The organism is Pseudomonas sp. TUM25319, assembly GCF_056388475.1.
The window spans coordinates 6,510,181-6,525,924 of sequence record NZ_CM150751.1 but is presented as its reverse complement, the minus strand read 5'-3'; the positions used below and the strand labels follow the sequence as shown (position 1 = coordinate 6,525,924).

Below are 15,744 nucleotides of genomic sequence, written 5' to 3'. Positions count from 1 at the left end.
GCCCACGACTCAAGGTGTGAGAGGTTGCCATGGCTGACTACAAAGCGCCGCTGCGCGATATGCGCTTCGTCCTCAACGAAGTCTTCGAAGTTTCCCGGCTGTGGGCGGAACTGCCCGGCCTGGCCGAGGTGGTGGACGAAGACACCGCCATGGCGGTGCTGGAAGAGGCCGGCAAGGTCACCAGCAAGACCATCGCGCCGCTGAGCCGCGCCGCCGACGAAGAAGGCTGCCACTGGGACAACGGCAACGTGCGCACCCCGGCCGGCTTCATCGATGCCTACAAGACCTACGCCGAAGGCGGCTGGGTCGGCGTCGGCGGCGACCCGGTCTATGGCGGCATGGGCATGCCCAAGGTGATCTCGGCCCAGGTCGAGGAAATGGTGAACTCCTCGAGCCTGGCCTTCGGCCTGTACCCGATGCTGACCGCCGGTGCCTGCCTGTCGATCAACGCCCACGCCAGCGACGAGCTGAAGGAAAAATACCTGCCGAACATGTACGCCGGTGTCTGGGCCGGTTCCATGTGCCTCACCGAGCCTCACGCCGGTACCGACCTCGGCATCATCCGCACCCGCGCCGAACCGCAGGCCGATGGCAGCTACAAGGTCAGCGGCACCAAGATCTTCATCACCGGCGGCGAACACGACCTCACCGAGAACATCATCCACCTGGTGCTGGCCAAGCTGCCAGACGCCCCGGCGGGGCCGAAGGGCATCTCGCTGTTCCTGGTGCCGAAGTTCCTGGTCAACGCCGACGGCAGCCTTGGCGCGCGCAACCCGGCCAACTGCGGCTCCATCGAGCACAAGATGGGCATCCAGGCTTCGGCGACCTGCGTGATGAACTTCGACGAAGCTACCGGCTACATCGTCGGTGAGCCGAACAAAGGCCTGGCGGCCATGTTCACCATGATGAACTATGAGCGCCTGGGCGTGGGTATCCAGGGCCTGGCCTCGGCCGAGCGTTCCTACCAGAACGCCGTCGAATACGCCCGCGACCGTCTGCAAAGCCGCAGCCCGACCGGCCCGCAGGCCAAGGACAAGGTCGCTGACCCGATCATCGTCCACCCCGATGTGCGCCGCATGCTGCTGACCATGAAGGCGGTGAACGAAGGCGGTCGCGCGTTCTCCACCTACGTGGCCATGCAACTGGACACCGCCAAGTACAGCGAAGACCCGATCGCCCGCAAGCGTGGCGAAGACCTGGTGGCGTTGCTGACGCCGGTGGCCAAGGCGTTCCTCACCGACCTCGGCCTTGAAGCCGCGGTACACGGGCAGCAGGTATTCGGCGGCCATGGCTACATCCGCGAGTGGGGCCAGGAGCAACTGGTGCGCGATGTGCGCATCACCCAGATCTACGAAGGCACCAACGGCATCCAGGCGCTGGACCTGATGGGGCGCAAGGTCGTGGGCAGCGGCGGGGCGTTCTACACGCTGTTCGCCGACGAGATCCGCCATTTCACCGCCAGCGCCGGCAGCGACCTGGCCGAATTCGTCAACCCGCTGAATGCCGCACTGGATGATCTCGACGCGCTGACCGCCTGGGTCCTGGACCGCGCCAAGTCCAACCCCAACGAGATCGGTGCGGCTTCGGTGGAATACCTGCACGCCTTCGGTTACGTCGCGTACGGCTACATGTGGGCGCTGATGGCCCGCACCGCGCTGGCCAGACAGGGCGAAGACAGCTTCTACGCCAGCAAGCTGGGCACCGCACGCTTCTACTTCGCCCGTCTGCTGCCGCGTCTGCAATCGCTGTGCGCTTCGGTCAAAGCCGGCAGCGAATCGCTGTACCTGCTGGACGCCGAGCAGTTCTGAGGTGATTGCGTCATGTAAGCATTTACTTACATGACGCGGTGGTTTTTGTCCTCTTTCGGAAAATTGGATCCACAGTTAATCTTTCTCACATGGACGTCGCGCAGGACGCGCAATGAACAAGCAAGGACGGACGAAGGATTCCTGCCAGGATGGTGGGGCGAAAAGGAAGTCACAGGGAAACAGTCTGTAAAACCCCGCTTCGGCGGGGTTTTCTTTTTCCGAGCTATAAGTTGCAAGCCACAAGCTGCAAGCAAGTGCAGCCATGCGCGAGTCGCTTCTTCTTGCCGCTTGAAGCTTAAAGCTTGCAGCTGCCCTTGCTCTACCCGAGCACATCCAGTGGCGACACGCCCATCTGCCGCGGGTCGATCTCCTCCTCCAGCAACGTCCGCAGCAGCTCCACCGACGCCTGCTGGCGCTGCGCATCGCGAAACACCAGCCCGACCTTCAGCGGCACCCGCGGCTCGCTCAACGGCTTCCACAGCAACTCAGGATCTTCCAGGCCTTCCTGCGACCGCCCTGGCAGCACCGTGGCCAGTGAGGTATGCGGCAGGCTGTCGAGAATCCCGCCCATGTTGTTCATTTCCGCCTGTACCTGCGGGCGCCGGCCGAGGTTGGCCAACTGGCCCTGCCAGATCTGCCGCACCTGGAATTCTTCGCCCAGCAGGATCATTGGAAGTTCGGCGGCCTGCTTGAGCGAGACCTTCTTGAATTCCCGCAGCGGATGGGTGCTGGGGATGACGACCTGAAGCTCGTCTTCGTACAGCAGCAGGCCGTGAAGCCCCGGCTGGCGCGGCGGCAGGTAACTGATGCCGATGTCCAGGCTGCCATTGAGCAGGCGCCGCTCGATCTCCATCCCCGACAGCTCGTAGATCTGCACAACCAGGTGCGGTTGCGCCTTGCGTACCCGGTCGAGCAGTTGCGGCACCAGGCTCGGTCGCACCGTCTGCAGCACGCCGATGGCGAGGGTTCGAAGCGCCTGGCCCTTGAAGTTGCGCAGCGCATCGCGGGCCCGCTGCAGGCCGTCGAGCAGGGGCAGGGCGTGGTTGTACAGGGTATGGGCAGCGAGGGTCGGCAGCAGGCGCTTGTTGCCGCGCTCGAACAGGCTTACATCAAGGCTGTGCTCCAGTTGGCGGATCTGTTGCGACAGGGCCGGCTGGGACAGTGACAGGCGTTCGGCGGCGCGGCCGACATGGCCTTCTTCATACACCGCGACGAAATAACGCAGTTGGCGGAAATCCATAAGACTTACTTATCGAAAAAGCTCGAAAAACGAAATGGCCGCAACGGCCGCACGCGCCTACTCTACGCCCGTATTCACAAGGTTTACAGGCCCAGAGGGCGCGATGAACACCGTAGATGTGGATGGCGTTTACATAGGCAAGGCAAAAAATCTCGGTCATGGCTTGATGACCGATATCGATAAGGAAGAGGTTGCAAGGCGGCTCTGGTTATGGCCGCAGGGGCTGGGAAGCGACGAACACGGCGACCCGCGTTTCCATACCGGCCCTGAACGGGCCCTGCACCACTATCCGGCCGAGCACTACGCCTGGTGGCGCAAACGTTATCCACAGATCGACTGGCGGGCACCGGCTTTCGGCGAAAACCTCTCGACCCACGGCGTCAGCGAAGAACAGGTCTGCCTCGGCGATCTGTTCCGCTGGGGCGGCGCGTTGTTGCAGATCAGTCAGCCGCGCTCGCCGTGCTATCGCCTGAGCCACCGCTGGGGCCTGCAGGAGCTGCCGCAACTGGCCCAGGACAGCGGGCGCTGCGGCTGGTTCTACCGGGTCCTCAAGCCTGGCTTCGTCAGTGCCGACGAGCCTTTTGAACTGATACAGCGCAGTTACCCCGGCCTTACCGTCGCCTGGGCGCTGCACACTTTTTACCGTGAACCTCTGGAGCATGCGGGTTTGAAAAAGCTGGTGGATTGTCCGGCCCTGTCCTCGCGCTGGCGCGATATCGCGATCAAGCGTCTGCGCACCGGCAAGGTGGAAGACTGGAGCTCGCGCCTGCTCGGCCTGCCGCTGGAAGGGCTGCGCGCATGAACCTGTTCAATCTCCGCCGCCAGGTGGCGCCGGCTGTCAACGCGGCACCGGCGGCCGTCCTGGCCGAGCCGGTCGATCCGCTGTCGCGGGAGTACCTGATGCCCGCCACCGAGCGTGCGTCGCAGGTCTTCGTGCGCGGCCAGGGTTCCTGGCTGTGGGACAGCGAAGGCCGGGCGTACCTCGACTTCACCCAGGGCAATGCAGTCAACAGCCTCGGCCACAGCCCCCAGGCGCTGGTCCAGGCCCTGAGCGGACAGGCCCAGGCGCTGATCAATTCCGGTGCGGGCTTTCACAACCGTGGTCATCTGACCCTGGTCAACCGTCTCTGCCAGAGCACCGGCAGCGACCAGGCGTACCTTCTCAACAGCGGCGCCGAGGCCTGTGAGGGCGCAATCAAGCTGGCGCGCAAATGGGGCCAACGGCATCGCAACGGTGCTTACCACATCATCACCGCCAGCCAGGGCAGCCACGGTCGCAGCCTGGGCACCCTGTCGGCGTCCGATCCGCTGCCGTGCAACGCCTGCGAGCCGGGCCTGCCGGGCTTCAGCCGGGTGCCGTTCAACGACCTGCCGGCGCTGCATGCGGCGGTGGACTCGCGCACCGTGGCGATCATGCTCGAGCCGATCCAGGGCGAGGCCGGGGTAATTCCGGCGACCCAGCATTACCTGAAGGGTGTGGAGCGCCTGTGCCGCGAGCTGGGCATTCTGCTGATCCTCGATGAAGTGCAGACCGGCATTGGCCGCTGCGGCGCATTGCTGGCGGAAGAAACCTACGGGGTTCGCGCCGACATTCTTACTCTCGGTAAAGGCCTCGGTGGTGGCGTGCCGGTCGCCGCGCTGCTGGCACGAGGTACCGCCTGCTGTGCTGAAGCCGGCGAGCTGGAAGGCAGCCACCACGGCAATGCGCTGATGAGCGCGGCGGGCCTGGCGGTACTGGAGAGCGTGCTGGAAAACGGTTTCCTGGCCCAGGTTCAGGCGTCCGGTCGGCACCTGCGCGACGGCCTGAGCCGGCTGGCCGGGCGCTATGGGCAAGGCGAGGTCCGTGGTCAGGGCCTGCTTTGGGGGCTGGAACTGAAAGAACCGCTGGCAGCGGAGGTGGTAAAGGCGGCATTGCAGGAAGGCCTGCTGCTCAACGCCCCGCGTCCCCATGTGCTGCGCTTCTCGCCGGCGCTGACGGTCAGCCACGGCAATATCGATGAAATGCTGCTGCGCCTGGCCCGGGCCTTTGCCCGCGTGCAGACCGCCCAACTGAGCCGGCGCCGCGAAGCCAGCGCCTGAGCCCCAGTCAACGAATCAAACGAACCGTCTCGCGTTCCTGCGCGTCGCCCCGGACCTGTTGTTTTTGGTCTGGGGCGTTTTTTTTGCGGTAACGGCAAAGGGCTATGCTGGTGTGGAACCCCGGCGTGGGGGCCGGAGTCAGAACTGCACACCCTTCAAGGAGAGGATTCATGGACTTTATCCGCATCATCATCGCCATCATCCTGCCGCCGCTGGGCGTGTTTCTGCAGGTGGGCTTCGGCGGGGCATTCTGGCTGAACATTCTGCTGACGCTGCTGGGCTACATTCCGGGGATCGTGCATGCGGTGTATATCATCGCCAAGCGGTGATCGTTCGGGCCTCATCGCCGGCAACGCCGGCTCCCACAGGTTCTGTGCCCGTCACTAGATGGGTAGTCGCACTTGCGATCCAGTGGGAGCGGCTTCAGCCGAGATCGGCGGCGCAGCCGTCGTAGAGCCTGAATCCGCAATGCTTCTGGAGTACCGGCGTTCAGGTTTTATGGCCGCTGTGCGGCCAATCGCGGCTGAAGCCGCTCCCACGTGGATTTGTATCCATACCGCCATGGGCTGTCAGCCCAGAACCTTCTGGTAGAACCGCCACTCCTCTTCCAGCGCATGGGCCAGGTTTGCAGCAGTCCTGAAGCCATGCCGCTCGGTCGGATAGAAATGCCCCACCGCCTCGATGCCGTTGGCCTGCAGCGCCGCGAGCATCGAGCGGGTCTGTTCCGGCACCACTACGGCGTCCAGCTCGCCCTGGAAGAAGATCACCGGGACCTTGATCCTGTCGGCATACAGCAATGGCGTCCGTGCCCTGTAGCGTTCGGCATCCTGAATCGGATCACCGATCAGCCAGTCCAGGTAATCGCCCTCGAACTTGTGCGTGGCGCGTGCCAGGGCCAGAGGGTCGCTAACGCCATACAGGCTGGCGCCGGCACGGAACACATCCTGGAAGGCCAGGGCACACAGGGTGGTGTAGCCACCGGCGCTGCCGCCACGGATGAACGCCCGCGCCGGATCGATCAGCCCTTCGCCCGCCAGATGCGCCACCGCCGCACAGGCATCTTCCACGTCCACCTCGCCCCAGCGCAGATGCAATGCCTGCCGATAGGCACGGCCATAGCCCGTGCTGCCCCGGTAGTTGAGATCGGCCACGGCGAAGCCACGCTGCGCCCAGTACTGGATACGTGCGTCGAGCACCGGGTAGCAGGCCGAGGTCGGCCCGCCATGGATGAACACCACCAGCGGCCAGGGCCCTTCGCCCTCGGTGGCGGGATAGAAGAAACCGTGGGCCTCGCTGCCGGCGCTGGGGTAGCTGAAGCCCCGGGGCTGGCTCACCTTGTCGGCGGGCAGTGGCGCGCTGCCGCCGGCCAGCACCTGCACGGCGTGGTCCCGTCGGTCGATGGCGATCACCGCGGCAGTGGTGGTTGGCGAGGCGGCGACGGCATAGATGCAGTCCGCATCGAGATCGAGGCAGCGCAGCCGGCTGTACGGGGTGTTGAACGGGATACGCTGGCCATCGAGGCTGCATTCGCCCAGGCGGGAGAAGCCTTGCTCGAACCAGGTGGCGAGATAACCGTCTGCGGTCAGTTGCCAGGTACTGGCGCCCAGTTGCCAGGGCGCGGCAGCGTGGTCGGCGGCACCGGCGGGCAGCGGCTCCCAGCCCTTGGCGGTTTCGCCCCAGGGTTGCCAGAAACCGTTGAGGTCGGACAGGCAGTAAAGACGGCCATCAGCCGCGAAGCGGGGCTGTTGCAGTGATTGCGCGGGGCCTTCCAGGCCGGCGATGCAGCGGGCCTCGCCGTCAGCCTCGCGGACATACAGGCGGGTGGTCGTCCACGGCTGCTCCGGGCGGCTCCACTCGATCCAGGCCAGGCGCTGGCCATCAGCGCTCAGGGTTGGGGATGCATAGAAGTCGGCGCCTTCGACCAGCACCTCGCGCAGCCCGTCGGCAATCGCCACCAGGCGGTGCTCGGCGCCTGCGGCATCATGGGTTTCTTCAACGGCAAGCACCCGGCCCGCGGCCCAGACCAGATCGCCATACCGCCGCTCGCCGTGGGTCAGCGGCTGGGGCTGGCCGCCGTCGAGGGCTTGCCGGTAAAGCTGCTGGTCGGTCTCGTTGACGAACACCAGCCCGTCATCGCTCAGGCAGAACGACCGGCCGCCGTATTCGTAGACCCGGCTGCGGGCGCTGAAGCCGTCCGGTGTCAGGCAATGAGCCTGGCCATCGCGCCAGTGCCAGATCCGGCAGGCGCCGTCGAGGGGACGGAATTCGTTCCAGAACAGGCCATGGCGGCCGACCTGCAGTTCGGCAAAGTCGGTGCCGGCGGCGACCGCCTGCGCGGCGCTGAAGCGCTCAGCTGCGGGCGATGAGTCGTGAGGTGCGCTCATTGCGGAAAGTCATCTCCTTGATGGTCAGGGCGGCGGTTTCGGCCTCTTCCCTGGCTGCAAGGATGATGCCGTGGTCCGCCGACTTGGAGCATACCGGATCGGCCTTGCTGGCATCGCCGGTGAGCATGAATGCCTGGCAGCGACAGCCACCGAAGTCGCGCTCTTTCTCATCGCAGGAGCGGCACGGCTCGGGCATCCAGTCATAACCACGATAGCGGTTGAAGCCGAAGGAGTCGTACCAGATGTGCTGCATGCTGTGCTCGCGCACGTTGGGGAACTGCACCGGCAGTTGCCGGGCGCCGTGGCAGGGCAGGGCGGTGCCGTCCGGGGTCACGGTGAGGAACACGCTGCCCCAGCCGTTCATGCAGGCCTTGGGGCGTTCCTCGTAGTAGTCCGGGGTGACGAAGATCAGCTTGCACGGGTTGCCGTCGGCCTTGAGCCGTTCGCGGTATTCGTTGGTGATGCGCTCGGCCCGTTGCAGTTGCGCCTGAGTCGGCAGCAGGCCGACGCGGTTGAGGTGGGCCCAGCCATAGAACTGGCAGGTGGCGAGTTCGACGAAGTCGGCTTCGAGGGCGATGCACAGCTCGATGATGCGGTCGATGCGGTCGATGTTGTGCCGGTGGGTCACGAAGTTGAGCACCATCGGATAGCCCTGGGCCTTCACTGCCCGGGCCATTTCCAGCTTCTGCGCGAAGGCCTTCTTCGAGCCGGCCAGCAGATTGTTCACCTGTTCGTCGCTGGCCTGGAAGCTGATCTGGATATGGTCCAGCCCGGCTTTCTTGAAGGTGGCGATCTTGTCTTCGGTCAGGCCGATGCCGGAGGTGATCAGGTTGGTGTAGTAGCCCAGCCGGCGACCCTCGCCGATCAGTTCGGCCAGGTCCTGGCGCACCAGCGGCTCGCCACCGGAGAAGCCCAGTTGCGCGGCACCCATCTCCCGCGCCTCGGCCATGACCCGGAACCACTGTTCGGTGGTCAGTTCCTGGCCCTGGGCGGCGAAGTCCAGCGGGTTGGAGCAGTACGGGCATTGCAGCGGGCAGCGGTAGGTCAGCTCGGCCAGTAGCCACAACGGCAGGCCGACCTCGGGCTTGCCGGGTTGCTCACTCAAGGGTGATCCAGTGTTCGGCACGGGCCACCTCCATGAATTGCTCGATGTCTTCGGGAAGCTCGGGCACGCCGGGGAATTTCTCGTCGAGCAAGGCGATGATCGCTGCCACGTCGCGCTCGCCGTCGATCAGCTCGCCGATCAGCGCCGCGCTCTCGTTGAGCTTGATCATGCCTTCGGGGTAGAGCAGCACATGGGCTTTCTGCGCCGGCTCGTACTGGAAGCGGTAGCCGGGACGCCAGCGCGGCGTCAGGTGTCGGTCGAAGCTCATAGGGCGATCCCTCTGTGCCAGACCCGCTCGTGGGTGACGCTGTGGTAGGGCGGGCGGTCGAGTTCGTAGGCCATGCTCATGGCATCGAGCATGCTCCAGAGAATGTCCAGCTTGAACTGGAGGATTTCCAGCATACGCTGCTGGCCTTCCACCGTCGTGTAGTGCTGCAGGGTGATCGCCAGGCCGTGCTCGACATCACGGCGCGCCTGGCTCAGGCGGTTGCGGAAGTAGCTGTAGCCGGCCGGGTCGATCCAGGGATAGTGCTGCGGCCAGGCGTCCAGGCGCGACTGGTGGATCTGCGGCGCGAAGAGTTCGGTCAGCGAACTGCTGGCGGCTTCCTGCCAACTGGCACGGCGGGCGAAGTTGACGTAGGCGTCCACCGCAAAGCGCACGCCGGGCAGCACCAGTTCCTGGGACAGCACCTGCTCGCGGTCGAGGCCGGTTGCTTCGGCCAGGCGCAACCAGGCCTCGATGCCACCGTCTTCGCCGGGGGCGCCGTCGTGGTCGAGGATGCGTTGCAGCCATTCGCGGCGCACGTCGCGGTCCGGGCAGTTGGCGAGGATCGCCGCGTCCTTGAGCGGGATGTTCACCTGGTAGTAGAAGCGGTTGGCGACCCAGCCCTGGATCTGTTCGCGGGTTGAACGACCTTCATACATCGCCACATGGTAGGGGTGATGGATGTGGTAGTACGCGCCCTTGGCCCGCAGGGCCTGTTCGAATTCGGCGGGAGACAGCGGTTTGGCGTCGCTCATGTCGGCTCCTAAAGCTCGATGCTCATGCCGTCGAAGGCGACTTCCACGCCACGGCGGTGCAGTTCGGCGCGCTCGGCCGAATCCTCGTCGAGAATCGGGTTGGTGTTGTTGATGTGGATAAGCACCTTGCGCTGGGCGGGGAAACCTTCCAGCACCTGGAGCATGCCGCCCGGACCGTTCTGCGGCAGGTGGCCCATCTCGCTGCCGGTGCGGGTGCCGACACCACGGCGTTGCATCTCGTCGTCGTCCCACAGAGTGCCATCCACCAGCAGGCAGTCGGCGTCCTGCATGCGTTGCAGCAGGCTGTCGTCGACCTTGCCCAGGCCCGGGGCGTAGAAGAGTTTGCCGCCGGTGCTCAGGTCTTCGACCATCAGGCCGAGGTTGTCGCCGGGGTGCGGGTCGAAGCGGTGCGGCGAATAGGGCGGGGCGGCACTGCGCAGCGGGAAGGGGCTGAAGCGCAGGTTGGGGCAGGCGTCGATGACGAAGCTGCCGTCCAGTTCGATGCGGTTCCAGGCCAGGCCGCCGTTCCAGTGCTGCAGCATGTTGAACACCGGGAAGCCGGTGGTGAGGTCCTGGTGGACCATCTCGGTACACCACACTTGATGCGGGCAGCCTTCGCGCAGGCTGAGCAGGCCGGTGGTGTGGTCGATCTGGCTGTCCAGCAGGATGATCGCGTCGATGCCGGTGTCGCGGAGGGCGCGGGCCGGCTGCATCGGGGCGAAGGCCTGCAGTTGGGCGCGGATGTCCGGCGAGGCGTTGCAGAGAATCCAGTGCACGCCGTCATCGGACAGGGCGATGGACGATTGCGTGCGCGCCGTGGCCCGCAGGGTGCCGTCGCGGTAGCCCTTGCAGTTGGGGCAGTTGCAGTTCCACTGCGGAAAACCACCGCCGGCGGCGGACCCTAGAATCTGGACGTACATGGCCTACTCCTGCCCCGTCTGAAAATGAAAACGCCCCGGCTGACCGAGGCGCTGTACCGCAATCCGCCTCAGCGGTTGGCGAAATACATGGTCACTTCAAAGCCAATACGCAGGTCAGTGTATGCAGGTTTGGTCCACATGGGATTACTCCTTCGGGATAGGTCTGATCGGGTACCGCTACTCATTTAGTCCAGCCATCGGGGTGGACGTTCAAAGTCTCGGGGTTGCGCAATCTTAACCAATACAATTAACTGAACGGTTAAATATTTTTACAGAAAAGCTTTTGCAGAAACCGTAACAGTCAATACCAGCCGCTCTGCGGCGCGGGTCCGTTGGCCAGGACTTGCCAGTTTTTCTCGCTCGCCAGTTGCTGCCAGAGCCGATCGATATCGGCTTGGCCAAGCGCCAGGATCGCCGTTGCCAGTGCTTCGAGGCTGGGGTTGTCATCACCGGCCAGATGCGCCTGCCAGCGCCATTCGGCGACATCGGCATTGCCCATTGCCATCTCGTCGAACTGTGCCGCGAGTGTTTCGCGGCCGGCATCGATGTGCGGCGCAGGGCGGGCGAGGAAGTCCCGCAGGTGCTGGAGGATCTCGCCGAGGTCGGCGCCGGGCGACTGCACGCCGAACATCAGGCCGTTGCGGCCCTCGATCTGGCGGAATGCGCTGAAGACGGCGTAACCCAATTGCAGTTCGCTGCGCAGGCGCTGGTAGAACGGCCCCTGGATCAGTTGCGCCAGCAGCCGGCCGCCGGCTTCATCGTCGAACGGGCAGAACAGCAGCAGGGCGTGTTCGCCACTGGCATCGGTGACATGCAGCCATCGGCGCGACAGTGGCGCAGGCGCTGGCGGTTTCACGGGTTTGTCGGGCATTGTGCGCAGCAGCCGGTTCAGCGCGTTCTGCGCCTTGCTGCCGAAGCCGGTGGCGAGTGCGGTCCAGCCTGGTGCGGACCGCGTGTGGAGGTGGTGCGGCAACGCCCGCATCAGGGCCCGGATCGGGATCAGCGGCGGCTCCGCTGAAGACTCGGTCGGCTTGGCCTCGGCAAGGCGGGCCAACGCTTGCTCTGCGACTGCCAGTACTGCGGCGGGGGCCCCGGCGCAGCGCAGTTGCCAGGTGCTGGCGCTGCGGGTCCATTGCAGTTCCACGGCGGCACGGCTGGTGCGTTCGATCAGCGGTTTCAGCGTATCGCGAAGATGCCCTGTGGCGTCCTCGAACGGCCAGCGCAGGTACAGCGCCGCGTACTGGCGTGAGGCGGGCAGTATCGGACTGACGATCAAGCCTTCGGGCACCGGTGTCGGTTCGGCGTCGGCAATCATGGCCGCGAGCAGTGGTTCCGGCTCGGGCAGATGCCACGGATGCCGGGATTCGTCGGTGCTCGTCAGCAGAGCTCTCAGTGCCGTCAGCCCCTGTCGATCCAACGTACGGAACGGCCGCTCTCGCCGGGCCAGTTCCAGGGCGCCGGCACGGGCTTCCCGACTCTGCTGCAGACCCTGATACTCGGCCAGCAGCGCGCTGTGACCGACGTCGCGGAAGAACGCCAGCCAATCCCGCAGCAGTGCTGCGGCCTCATCGGCCTCGGCGCTTGCCGTCAGTTTCAGTCGTGCATGCAGCAGTGCCTGCCCGGCGAAGCAGTACAGCGGCACGAAGCTGAAGTCCTCCAGCCAGTCTCGCTGGCGCAAGGCGTCCGGCAGGCCGCCGGGGCGGGTGTCGGTGATCCAGGTCGCGAGGTAGTCGATGGCTTCGCTGGCGCTTTCCGGCAGGTGCTCGTGGGCGAACAGCAGGTCCAGTTGGCCTTCGATGGGCGAGATGTGCAGGGGGCTGTCGAGCAAGCCCGGCGGTGTGATCGTCTCGACACGCGCGCCGGCCGCGAACAGTCCGCCAAAACGATGCGCCAGTTGTGCGAGTTCGCTCAGCGATTGCGGGCCCACCAGATTCAAGGTCATCTGTCCGCCCTGGTAGAACCGCTGGTGAAAGCCAGTCAGGGCTGTCTGAAACCGTGGGTCGTCGATCGGCAGGCTATCGCGGTTGCCGGCGTGAAAGCCGCTCAGCGGGTGCGTCGCCGACATGGCGCGCAGTAGCGCGTATTGCCGCTGCGCCTCGGCATTGCCCGACCAGGCGACCCATTCGGCATGGATCACCTCGCGTTCGGCCCGCTGGCGCTCCAGGCTCAACAGCGGTTGCGCGAGCATCTCGCACAGCCGCTCCAGTGCGCCGGCGAAGGCCGCAGGCGGTATCTCGAAAAAGAACTCGGTGGTGCGCTCGCGGGTGCTCGCATTGAGCTGTCCGCCGTGGCGCTGGACGAAGCGCATCAGGCCGTCGTCTACCGGAAACCGCTCGGTGCCGAGGAAGAACAGGTGCTCGAGAAAATGCGCCAGGCCAGGATAGTCGGCGGGCGCATCATGACTGCCGGCATGCACCCGCACCGCCGCCGCGCAGCGCTTGAGGTGCGGCGCATGACGCAGTTCGACCTGCAGGCCGTTGCTCAGGGTGAGGTGCTGGAGAGTGCTGGACATGACGGCTCCGAAACGCGCGAACCGTCATGCTAGCGGATAAATCAGCCGTTGCGCGGCTCGCGGTGCAGCTCGCTGCGCAGGTCCTGCAGGTAAGGCGTGCTGGCGCGGCCTTCATGAACGCGGCGCAGCTCAAGGTCCGCCGATATCATCGCAGTGTCGCGTCCGGCCATGGCGAGGATGCTGCCGTCCGGGCCGATGATGCTGCTGTGACCGCAGTAGCGGATCTCGCCCTCGGCACCGCAGTAGTTGGCGTAGACCAGGTAGCACTGGTTCTCGTGGGCGCGGGAGCGCACGGTCACCTGGCAGATGAAATCGAAGGGTTCCATGTTCGCCGTCGGCACCACGATCAGCTCGGCGCCGGCCATGGCCAGGCGGCGGGCGTTCTCGGGGAACTCGATGTCGTAACAGATCAGCATGCCGACCTTCCAGCCGTTGAGCTCCACCACCGGGAAGTGGTTGTCGCCGGGGCTGAACATCGCCCGGTCGAGTCCGCCGAACAGGTGGGTCTTGCGGTAGTTGCCGAGGCTGCTGCCGTGGGCGTCGATCAGTTGCACGCTGTTGTAGATACGGCCGTCGTCGGCCAGTTCAGGGTAGCCGTAGACGATGGCGATACGGTTGGCCTGGGCGATCTCCACCAAGCGCATCGCCGACGGGCCGTCCTCGGCTTCGGCCAGGCGGGCGACGGCTTCGCTGCCGATGTTGTAGCCAGTGAGGAACATCTCCGGGCACACCAGCAGGTCGGCGCCGCGCTCGGCGGCGACCTGCGCCTGCTGCTGCAGGCGCTCCAGGTTACCGGGAACGTCCAGTGGCTGTGGCGAGCCCTGGTAGAGGGCGATACGCATGGCAAATCTCCTGTCAGTCGGCCAGGGCGATCGGGCCGATTTCGTTGAACACATCGCCCGGGCCGGGGTTGTCGGCGTGGGTGTGGCCGCCGAAGTGATTCATGATGCCCCAGACCGCGTTGAGCGAGGTCTGTACCGCGCCTTCGACCCAGGCCGGGGTCCAGGATACATCGTCACCGGCGATGAACATGCCGCGCTGTTCGGCGGGCATGTCCTGCTGCATGAAGTGGGCGTACATGCGCTGGTTGTAGCGGTAATGGCCCGGCAGCGCGCCCTTGAAGGCGCCGAGGAAGTACGGGTCGGCTTCCCACGAGACGGTGATCGGGTCGCCGATGATATGCCCGGCGATGTCGACGTTGGGGTAGATCTTCTTCAGCGCATCCAGCGCCAGCTTCACCCGCTTTTCCACCGGGTGCGGCAGCATCTTCAGGGCATCGCTCATCCACGAGTAGGACAGGCAGATCACCCCCGGCTTGTCGTCGCCGTTGTCGAACAGGTAGGTGCCGCGGGTGAGGCGGTCGGTGAGGGTCATGCTCATCAGGTCGCGGCCGGTTTCCGGGTCCTTGTCCTTCCAGAACGGGCGGTCGACCATCACGAAGGTCTTCGACGACTGCATGTAGCGGGTGCGGTCCAGGGCCATCCACATCTTTTGCGAGAACAACGACTCCTCGCATTCGATCTGGGTGGTCAAAAGCCAACTCTGGCAGGTGGTGAGCACCGCAGCGTAGTGGCGGGTGTCGCCCCAGTTGTCGGTGACGGCGAGGCTGCCGTCGGTGTTGCGGGCGATGCGCTTGACCCCGGGCCGGGGGGCGCCGCGGTGCAGTGAGGCGAGGCTGGTGCCGGCCGGCCAGTGAGCGCAGCGCTCGGGTACGTGTTTCCAGATGCCCAGCGGCACCTGCTCGACGCCGCCGACGATCAGGTGCTGGTGATCGTCGCAGTTGGTCATCACCACACGGAAGATTTCCAGCATCGAGTTGGGGAAGTCCGAGTCCCAGCCGCCGGTGCCGAAACCGACCTGGCCGAACACTTCGCGGTGCAGGAAGCTCAGCTTGGCGAAGGATTTGGAGGTGGCAACGAAGTCGTAGAAGGTGCGGTCGTCCCACAGCGGGACGAGAGTGTTCCACAGCGCTTTCAGACGCGGTACGTCGCGGTCGCGGATGGCCTGCTGGATATCACCGAAGCGGGCACCGTCTTCCAGGGCATCGGCCCAGGCATCGGCGACTTCCTGGAACAGGGCCGGCAGGTCGCTGAGCTTTTCCGCGTAGTGGGTCTGGCCTTCGAGGTCGATCACCGTGCTGCCGGAGGCCGGGGTCAGCGGGTTGGGGAAGGGTTTCGTTTCGAGGCCGAGTTTGTCGACGTAGTGATAGAAGGCGGTGGACGACACCGGAAAGCGCATGCCACCCAGTTCGGCGACGATGCCGTCGGTGCCGGCAAAGGCTTGCGAGCGCAGGCGTCCGCCCATCTTCGACGCTTCGTAGACCACTGGCTTGAGGCCCAGCTTCATCAACTCGTAGGCCGCCACCAGGCCGGCGATCCCGGCACCGACGATCGCCACTTCCTCGCCATGACGCTCGGCCGGAATGCTGCCGAGGCCGGCGGGATGTTCGATCCAGTCATCAAAGGCGAAAGGAAAGTCGGGGCCGAAGATGGTGACGGGCTTCTTGCCGTCGGCGGGGTGGCGGTTGTTCTTGTTCATGAGGGACCTTGCCAGGGGCTGCGGGGTGCGCAGCTGAGTATAGGAAACTGCCTGGGGTCCATTTTAGGGAGCGGGGTGTTCGTAATTAAGACGCAGAGTGTCGTCGTTTTGTGGTCTTTCTGGCCGAAATGACGAAGT

Annotated in this window: 14 protein-coding genes; 4 read left to right on the top strand and 10 right to left on the bottom strand. The window is 65.2% G+C overall.

Going from position 1 to position 15,744, the window contains the following annotated elements; translation table 11 throughout:
* Positions 1-29 precede the first annotated feature (29 nt).
* Complete coding sequence (locus AC05QJ_RS29640; RefSeq protein ID WP_476744714.1) at positions 30-1,808, top strand: acyl-CoA dehydrogenase C-terminal domain-containing protein; 1,779 nt, start codon at positions 30-32, stop codon at positions 1,806-1,808.
* Positions 1,809-2,127: 319 nt separating this feature from the next.
* Here the strand turns inward: AC05QJ_RS29640 and AC05QJ_RS29635 are convergent, their stop codons facing one another.
* A complete protein-coding gene (locus tag AC05QJ_RS29635; RefSeq protein WP_476744713.1) occupies positions 2,128-3,048 on the bottom strand; it encodes a LysR family transcriptional regulator in 921 nt (306 codons plus the stop codon).
* A gap of 103 nt (positions 3,049-3,151) precedes the next feature.
* On the opposite strand from AC05QJ_RS29635, the gene AC05QJ_RS29630 reads away from it, so the two are divergent.
* From AC05QJ_RS29630 to AC05QJ_RS29620, 3 genes are all read left to right on the top strand, one after another.
* The gene (locus AC05QJ_RS29630) at positions 3,152-3,850 is read left to right on the top strand and encodes an MOSC domain-containing protein (protein ID WP_476744712.1); all 699 of its coding nucleotides are present in this window, start codon (positions 3,152-3,154) and stop codon (positions 3,848-3,850) included.
* The gene (locus AC05QJ_RS29625; RefSeq protein ID WP_476744711.1) at positions 3,847-5,127 is read left to right on the top strand and encodes an aspartate aminotransferase family protein; all 1,281 of its coding nucleotides are present in this window, start codon (positions 3,847-3,849) and stop codon (positions 5,125-5,127) included. Before AC05QJ_RS29630 ends, AC05QJ_RS29625 begins: the two co-directional genes overlap by 4 nt.
* Positions 5,128-5,297: 170 nt before the next feature.
* Positions 5,298-5,456, top strand: coding sequence for a YqaE/Pmp3 family membrane protein (locus AC05QJ_RS29620; RefSeq protein WP_009681539.1), 159 nt, complete (start codon positions 5,298-5,300; stop codon positions 5,454-5,456).
* A gap of 240 nt (positions 5,457-5,696) precedes the next feature.
* Here AC05QJ_RS29620 and AC05QJ_RS29615 read toward each other — a convergent pair whose 3' ends face one another.
* The 9 genes from AC05QJ_RS29615 to AC05QJ_RS29575 all read right to left on the bottom strand — a co-directional run bounded on the left by AC05QJ_RS29615 (position 5,697) and on the right by AC05QJ_RS29575 (position 15,606).
* Positions 5,697-7,511 carry a S9 family peptidase gene (locus AC05QJ_RS29615; RefSeq protein WP_476744710.1) on the bottom strand — a complete coding sequence of 605 codons (1,815 nt, stop codon included), beginning with the start codon at positions 7,509-7,511 and terminating at the stop codon, positions 5,697-5,699.
* A complete protein-coding gene (gene pqqE / locus AC05QJ_RS29610; RefSeq protein ID WP_476744709.1) occupies positions 7,477-8,637 on the bottom strand; it encodes a pyrroloquinoline quinone biosynthesis protein PqqE in 1,161 nt (386 codons plus the stop codon). Before pqqE ends, AC05QJ_RS29615 begins: the two co-directional genes overlap by 35 nt.
* Positions 8,609-8,884: a pyrroloquinoline quinone biosynthesis peptide chaperone PqqD gene (pqqD, locus tag AC05QJ_RS29605; RefSeq protein ID WP_476744708.1), complete on the bottom strand. Its 276-nt coding sequence runs from the start codon at positions 8,882-8,884 to the stop codon at positions 8,609-8,611. The genes pqqE and pqqD overlap by 29 nt, the downstream gene beginning before the upstream one ends.
* A complete protein-coding gene (gene pqqC / locus AC05QJ_RS29600) occupies positions 8,881-9,636 on the bottom strand; it encodes a pyrroloquinoline-quinone synthase PqqC (protein ID WP_476744707.1) in 756 nt (251 codons plus the stop codon). Before pqqC ends, pqqD begins: the two co-directional genes overlap by 4 nt.
* A gap of 8 nt (positions 9,637-9,644) precedes the next feature.
* Entirely contained in the window at positions 9,645-10,556 is a 912-nt protein-coding gene (pqqB, locus tag AC05QJ_RS29595) for a pyrroloquinoline quinone biosynthesis protein PqqB (protein ID WP_476744706.1), read from the bottom strand.
* A gap of 68 nt (positions 10,557-10,624) precedes the next feature.
* On the bottom strand, positions 10,625-10,696 hold the full coding sequence (gene pqqA / locus AC05QJ_RS29590) for a pyrroloquinoline quinone precursor peptide PqqA (protein ID WP_003243383.1): 72 nt from the start codon (positions 10,694-10,696) through the stop codon (positions 10,625-10,627).
* Between the two features lie 161 nt (positions 10,697-10,857).
* A complete protein-coding gene (pqqF, locus tag AC05QJ_RS29585) occupies positions 10,858-13,068 on the bottom strand; it encodes a pyrroloquinoline quinone biosynthesis protein PqqF (protein ID WP_476744705.1) in 2,211 nt (736 codons plus the stop codon).
* A 41-nt stretch (positions 13,069-13,109) separates the two neighbouring features.
* Positions 13,110-13,910, bottom strand: coding sequence for a carbon-nitrogen hydrolase family protein (locus tag AC05QJ_RS29580; protein WP_476744704.1), 801 nt, complete (start codon positions 13,908-13,910; stop codon positions 13,110-13,112).
* 13 nt (positions 13,911-13,923) lie between these two features.
* Entirely contained in the window at positions 13,924-15,606 is a 1,683-nt protein-coding gene (locus AC05QJ_RS29575; protein WP_476744703.1) for a flavin monoamine oxidase family protein, read from the bottom strand.
* Positions 15,607-15,744: the final 138 nt, after the last annotated feature.

What these genes read in the sequence shown, in the direction of transcription:
- AC05QJ_RS29640 (WP_476744714.1), top strand. Translation starts at nt 30, where the DNA reads ATGGCTGACTACAAAGCGCCGCTGCGCGATATGCGCTTCGTCCTCAAC.
- AC05QJ_RS29635 (WP_476744713.1), bottom strand. Translation starts at nt 3,048, where the DNA reads ATGGATTTCCGCCAACTGCGTTATTTCGTCGCGGTGTATGAAGAAGGC.
- AC05QJ_RS29630 (WP_476744712.1), top strand. Translation starts at nt 3,152, where the DNA reads ATGAACACCGTAGATGTGGATGGCGTTTACATAGGCAAGGCAAAAAAT.
- AC05QJ_RS29625 (WP_476744711.1), top strand. Translation starts at nt 3,847, where the DNA reads ATGAACCTGTTCAATCTCCGCCGCCAGGTGGCGCCGGCTGTCAACGCG.
- AC05QJ_RS29620 (WP_009681539.1), top strand. Translation starts at nt 5,298, where the DNA reads ATGGACTTTATCCGCATCATCATCGCCATCATCCTGCCGCCGCTGGGC.
- AC05QJ_RS29615 (WP_476744710.1), bottom strand. Translation starts at nt 7,511, where the DNA reads ATGAGCGCACCTCACGACTCATCGCCCGCAGCTGAGCGCTTCAGCGCC.
- pqqD (WP_476744708.1), bottom strand. Translation starts at nt 8,884, where the DNA reads ATGAGCTTCGACCGACACCTGACGCCGCGCTGGCGTCCCGGCTACCGC.
- pqqC (WP_476744707.1), bottom strand. Translation starts at nt 9,636, where the DNA reads ATGAGCGACGCCAAACCGCTGTCTCCCGCCGAATTCGAACAGGCCCTG.
- pqqB (WP_476744706.1), bottom strand. Translation starts at nt 10,556, where the DNA reads ATGTACGTCCAGATTCTAGGGTCCGCCGCCGGCGGTGGTTTTCCGCAG.
- pqqF (WP_476744705.1), bottom strand. Translation starts at nt 13,068, where the DNA reads ATGTCCAGCACTCTCCAGCACCTCACCCTGAGCAACGGCCTGCAGGTC.
- AC05QJ_RS29580 (WP_476744704.1), bottom strand. Translation starts at nt 13,910, where the DNA reads ATGCGTATCGCCCTCTACCAGGGCTCGCCACAGCCACTGGACGTTCCC.
- AC05QJ_RS29575 (WP_476744703.1), bottom strand. Translation starts at nt 15,606, where the DNA reads ATGAACAAGAACAACCGCCACCCCGCCGACGGCAAGAAGCCCGTCACC.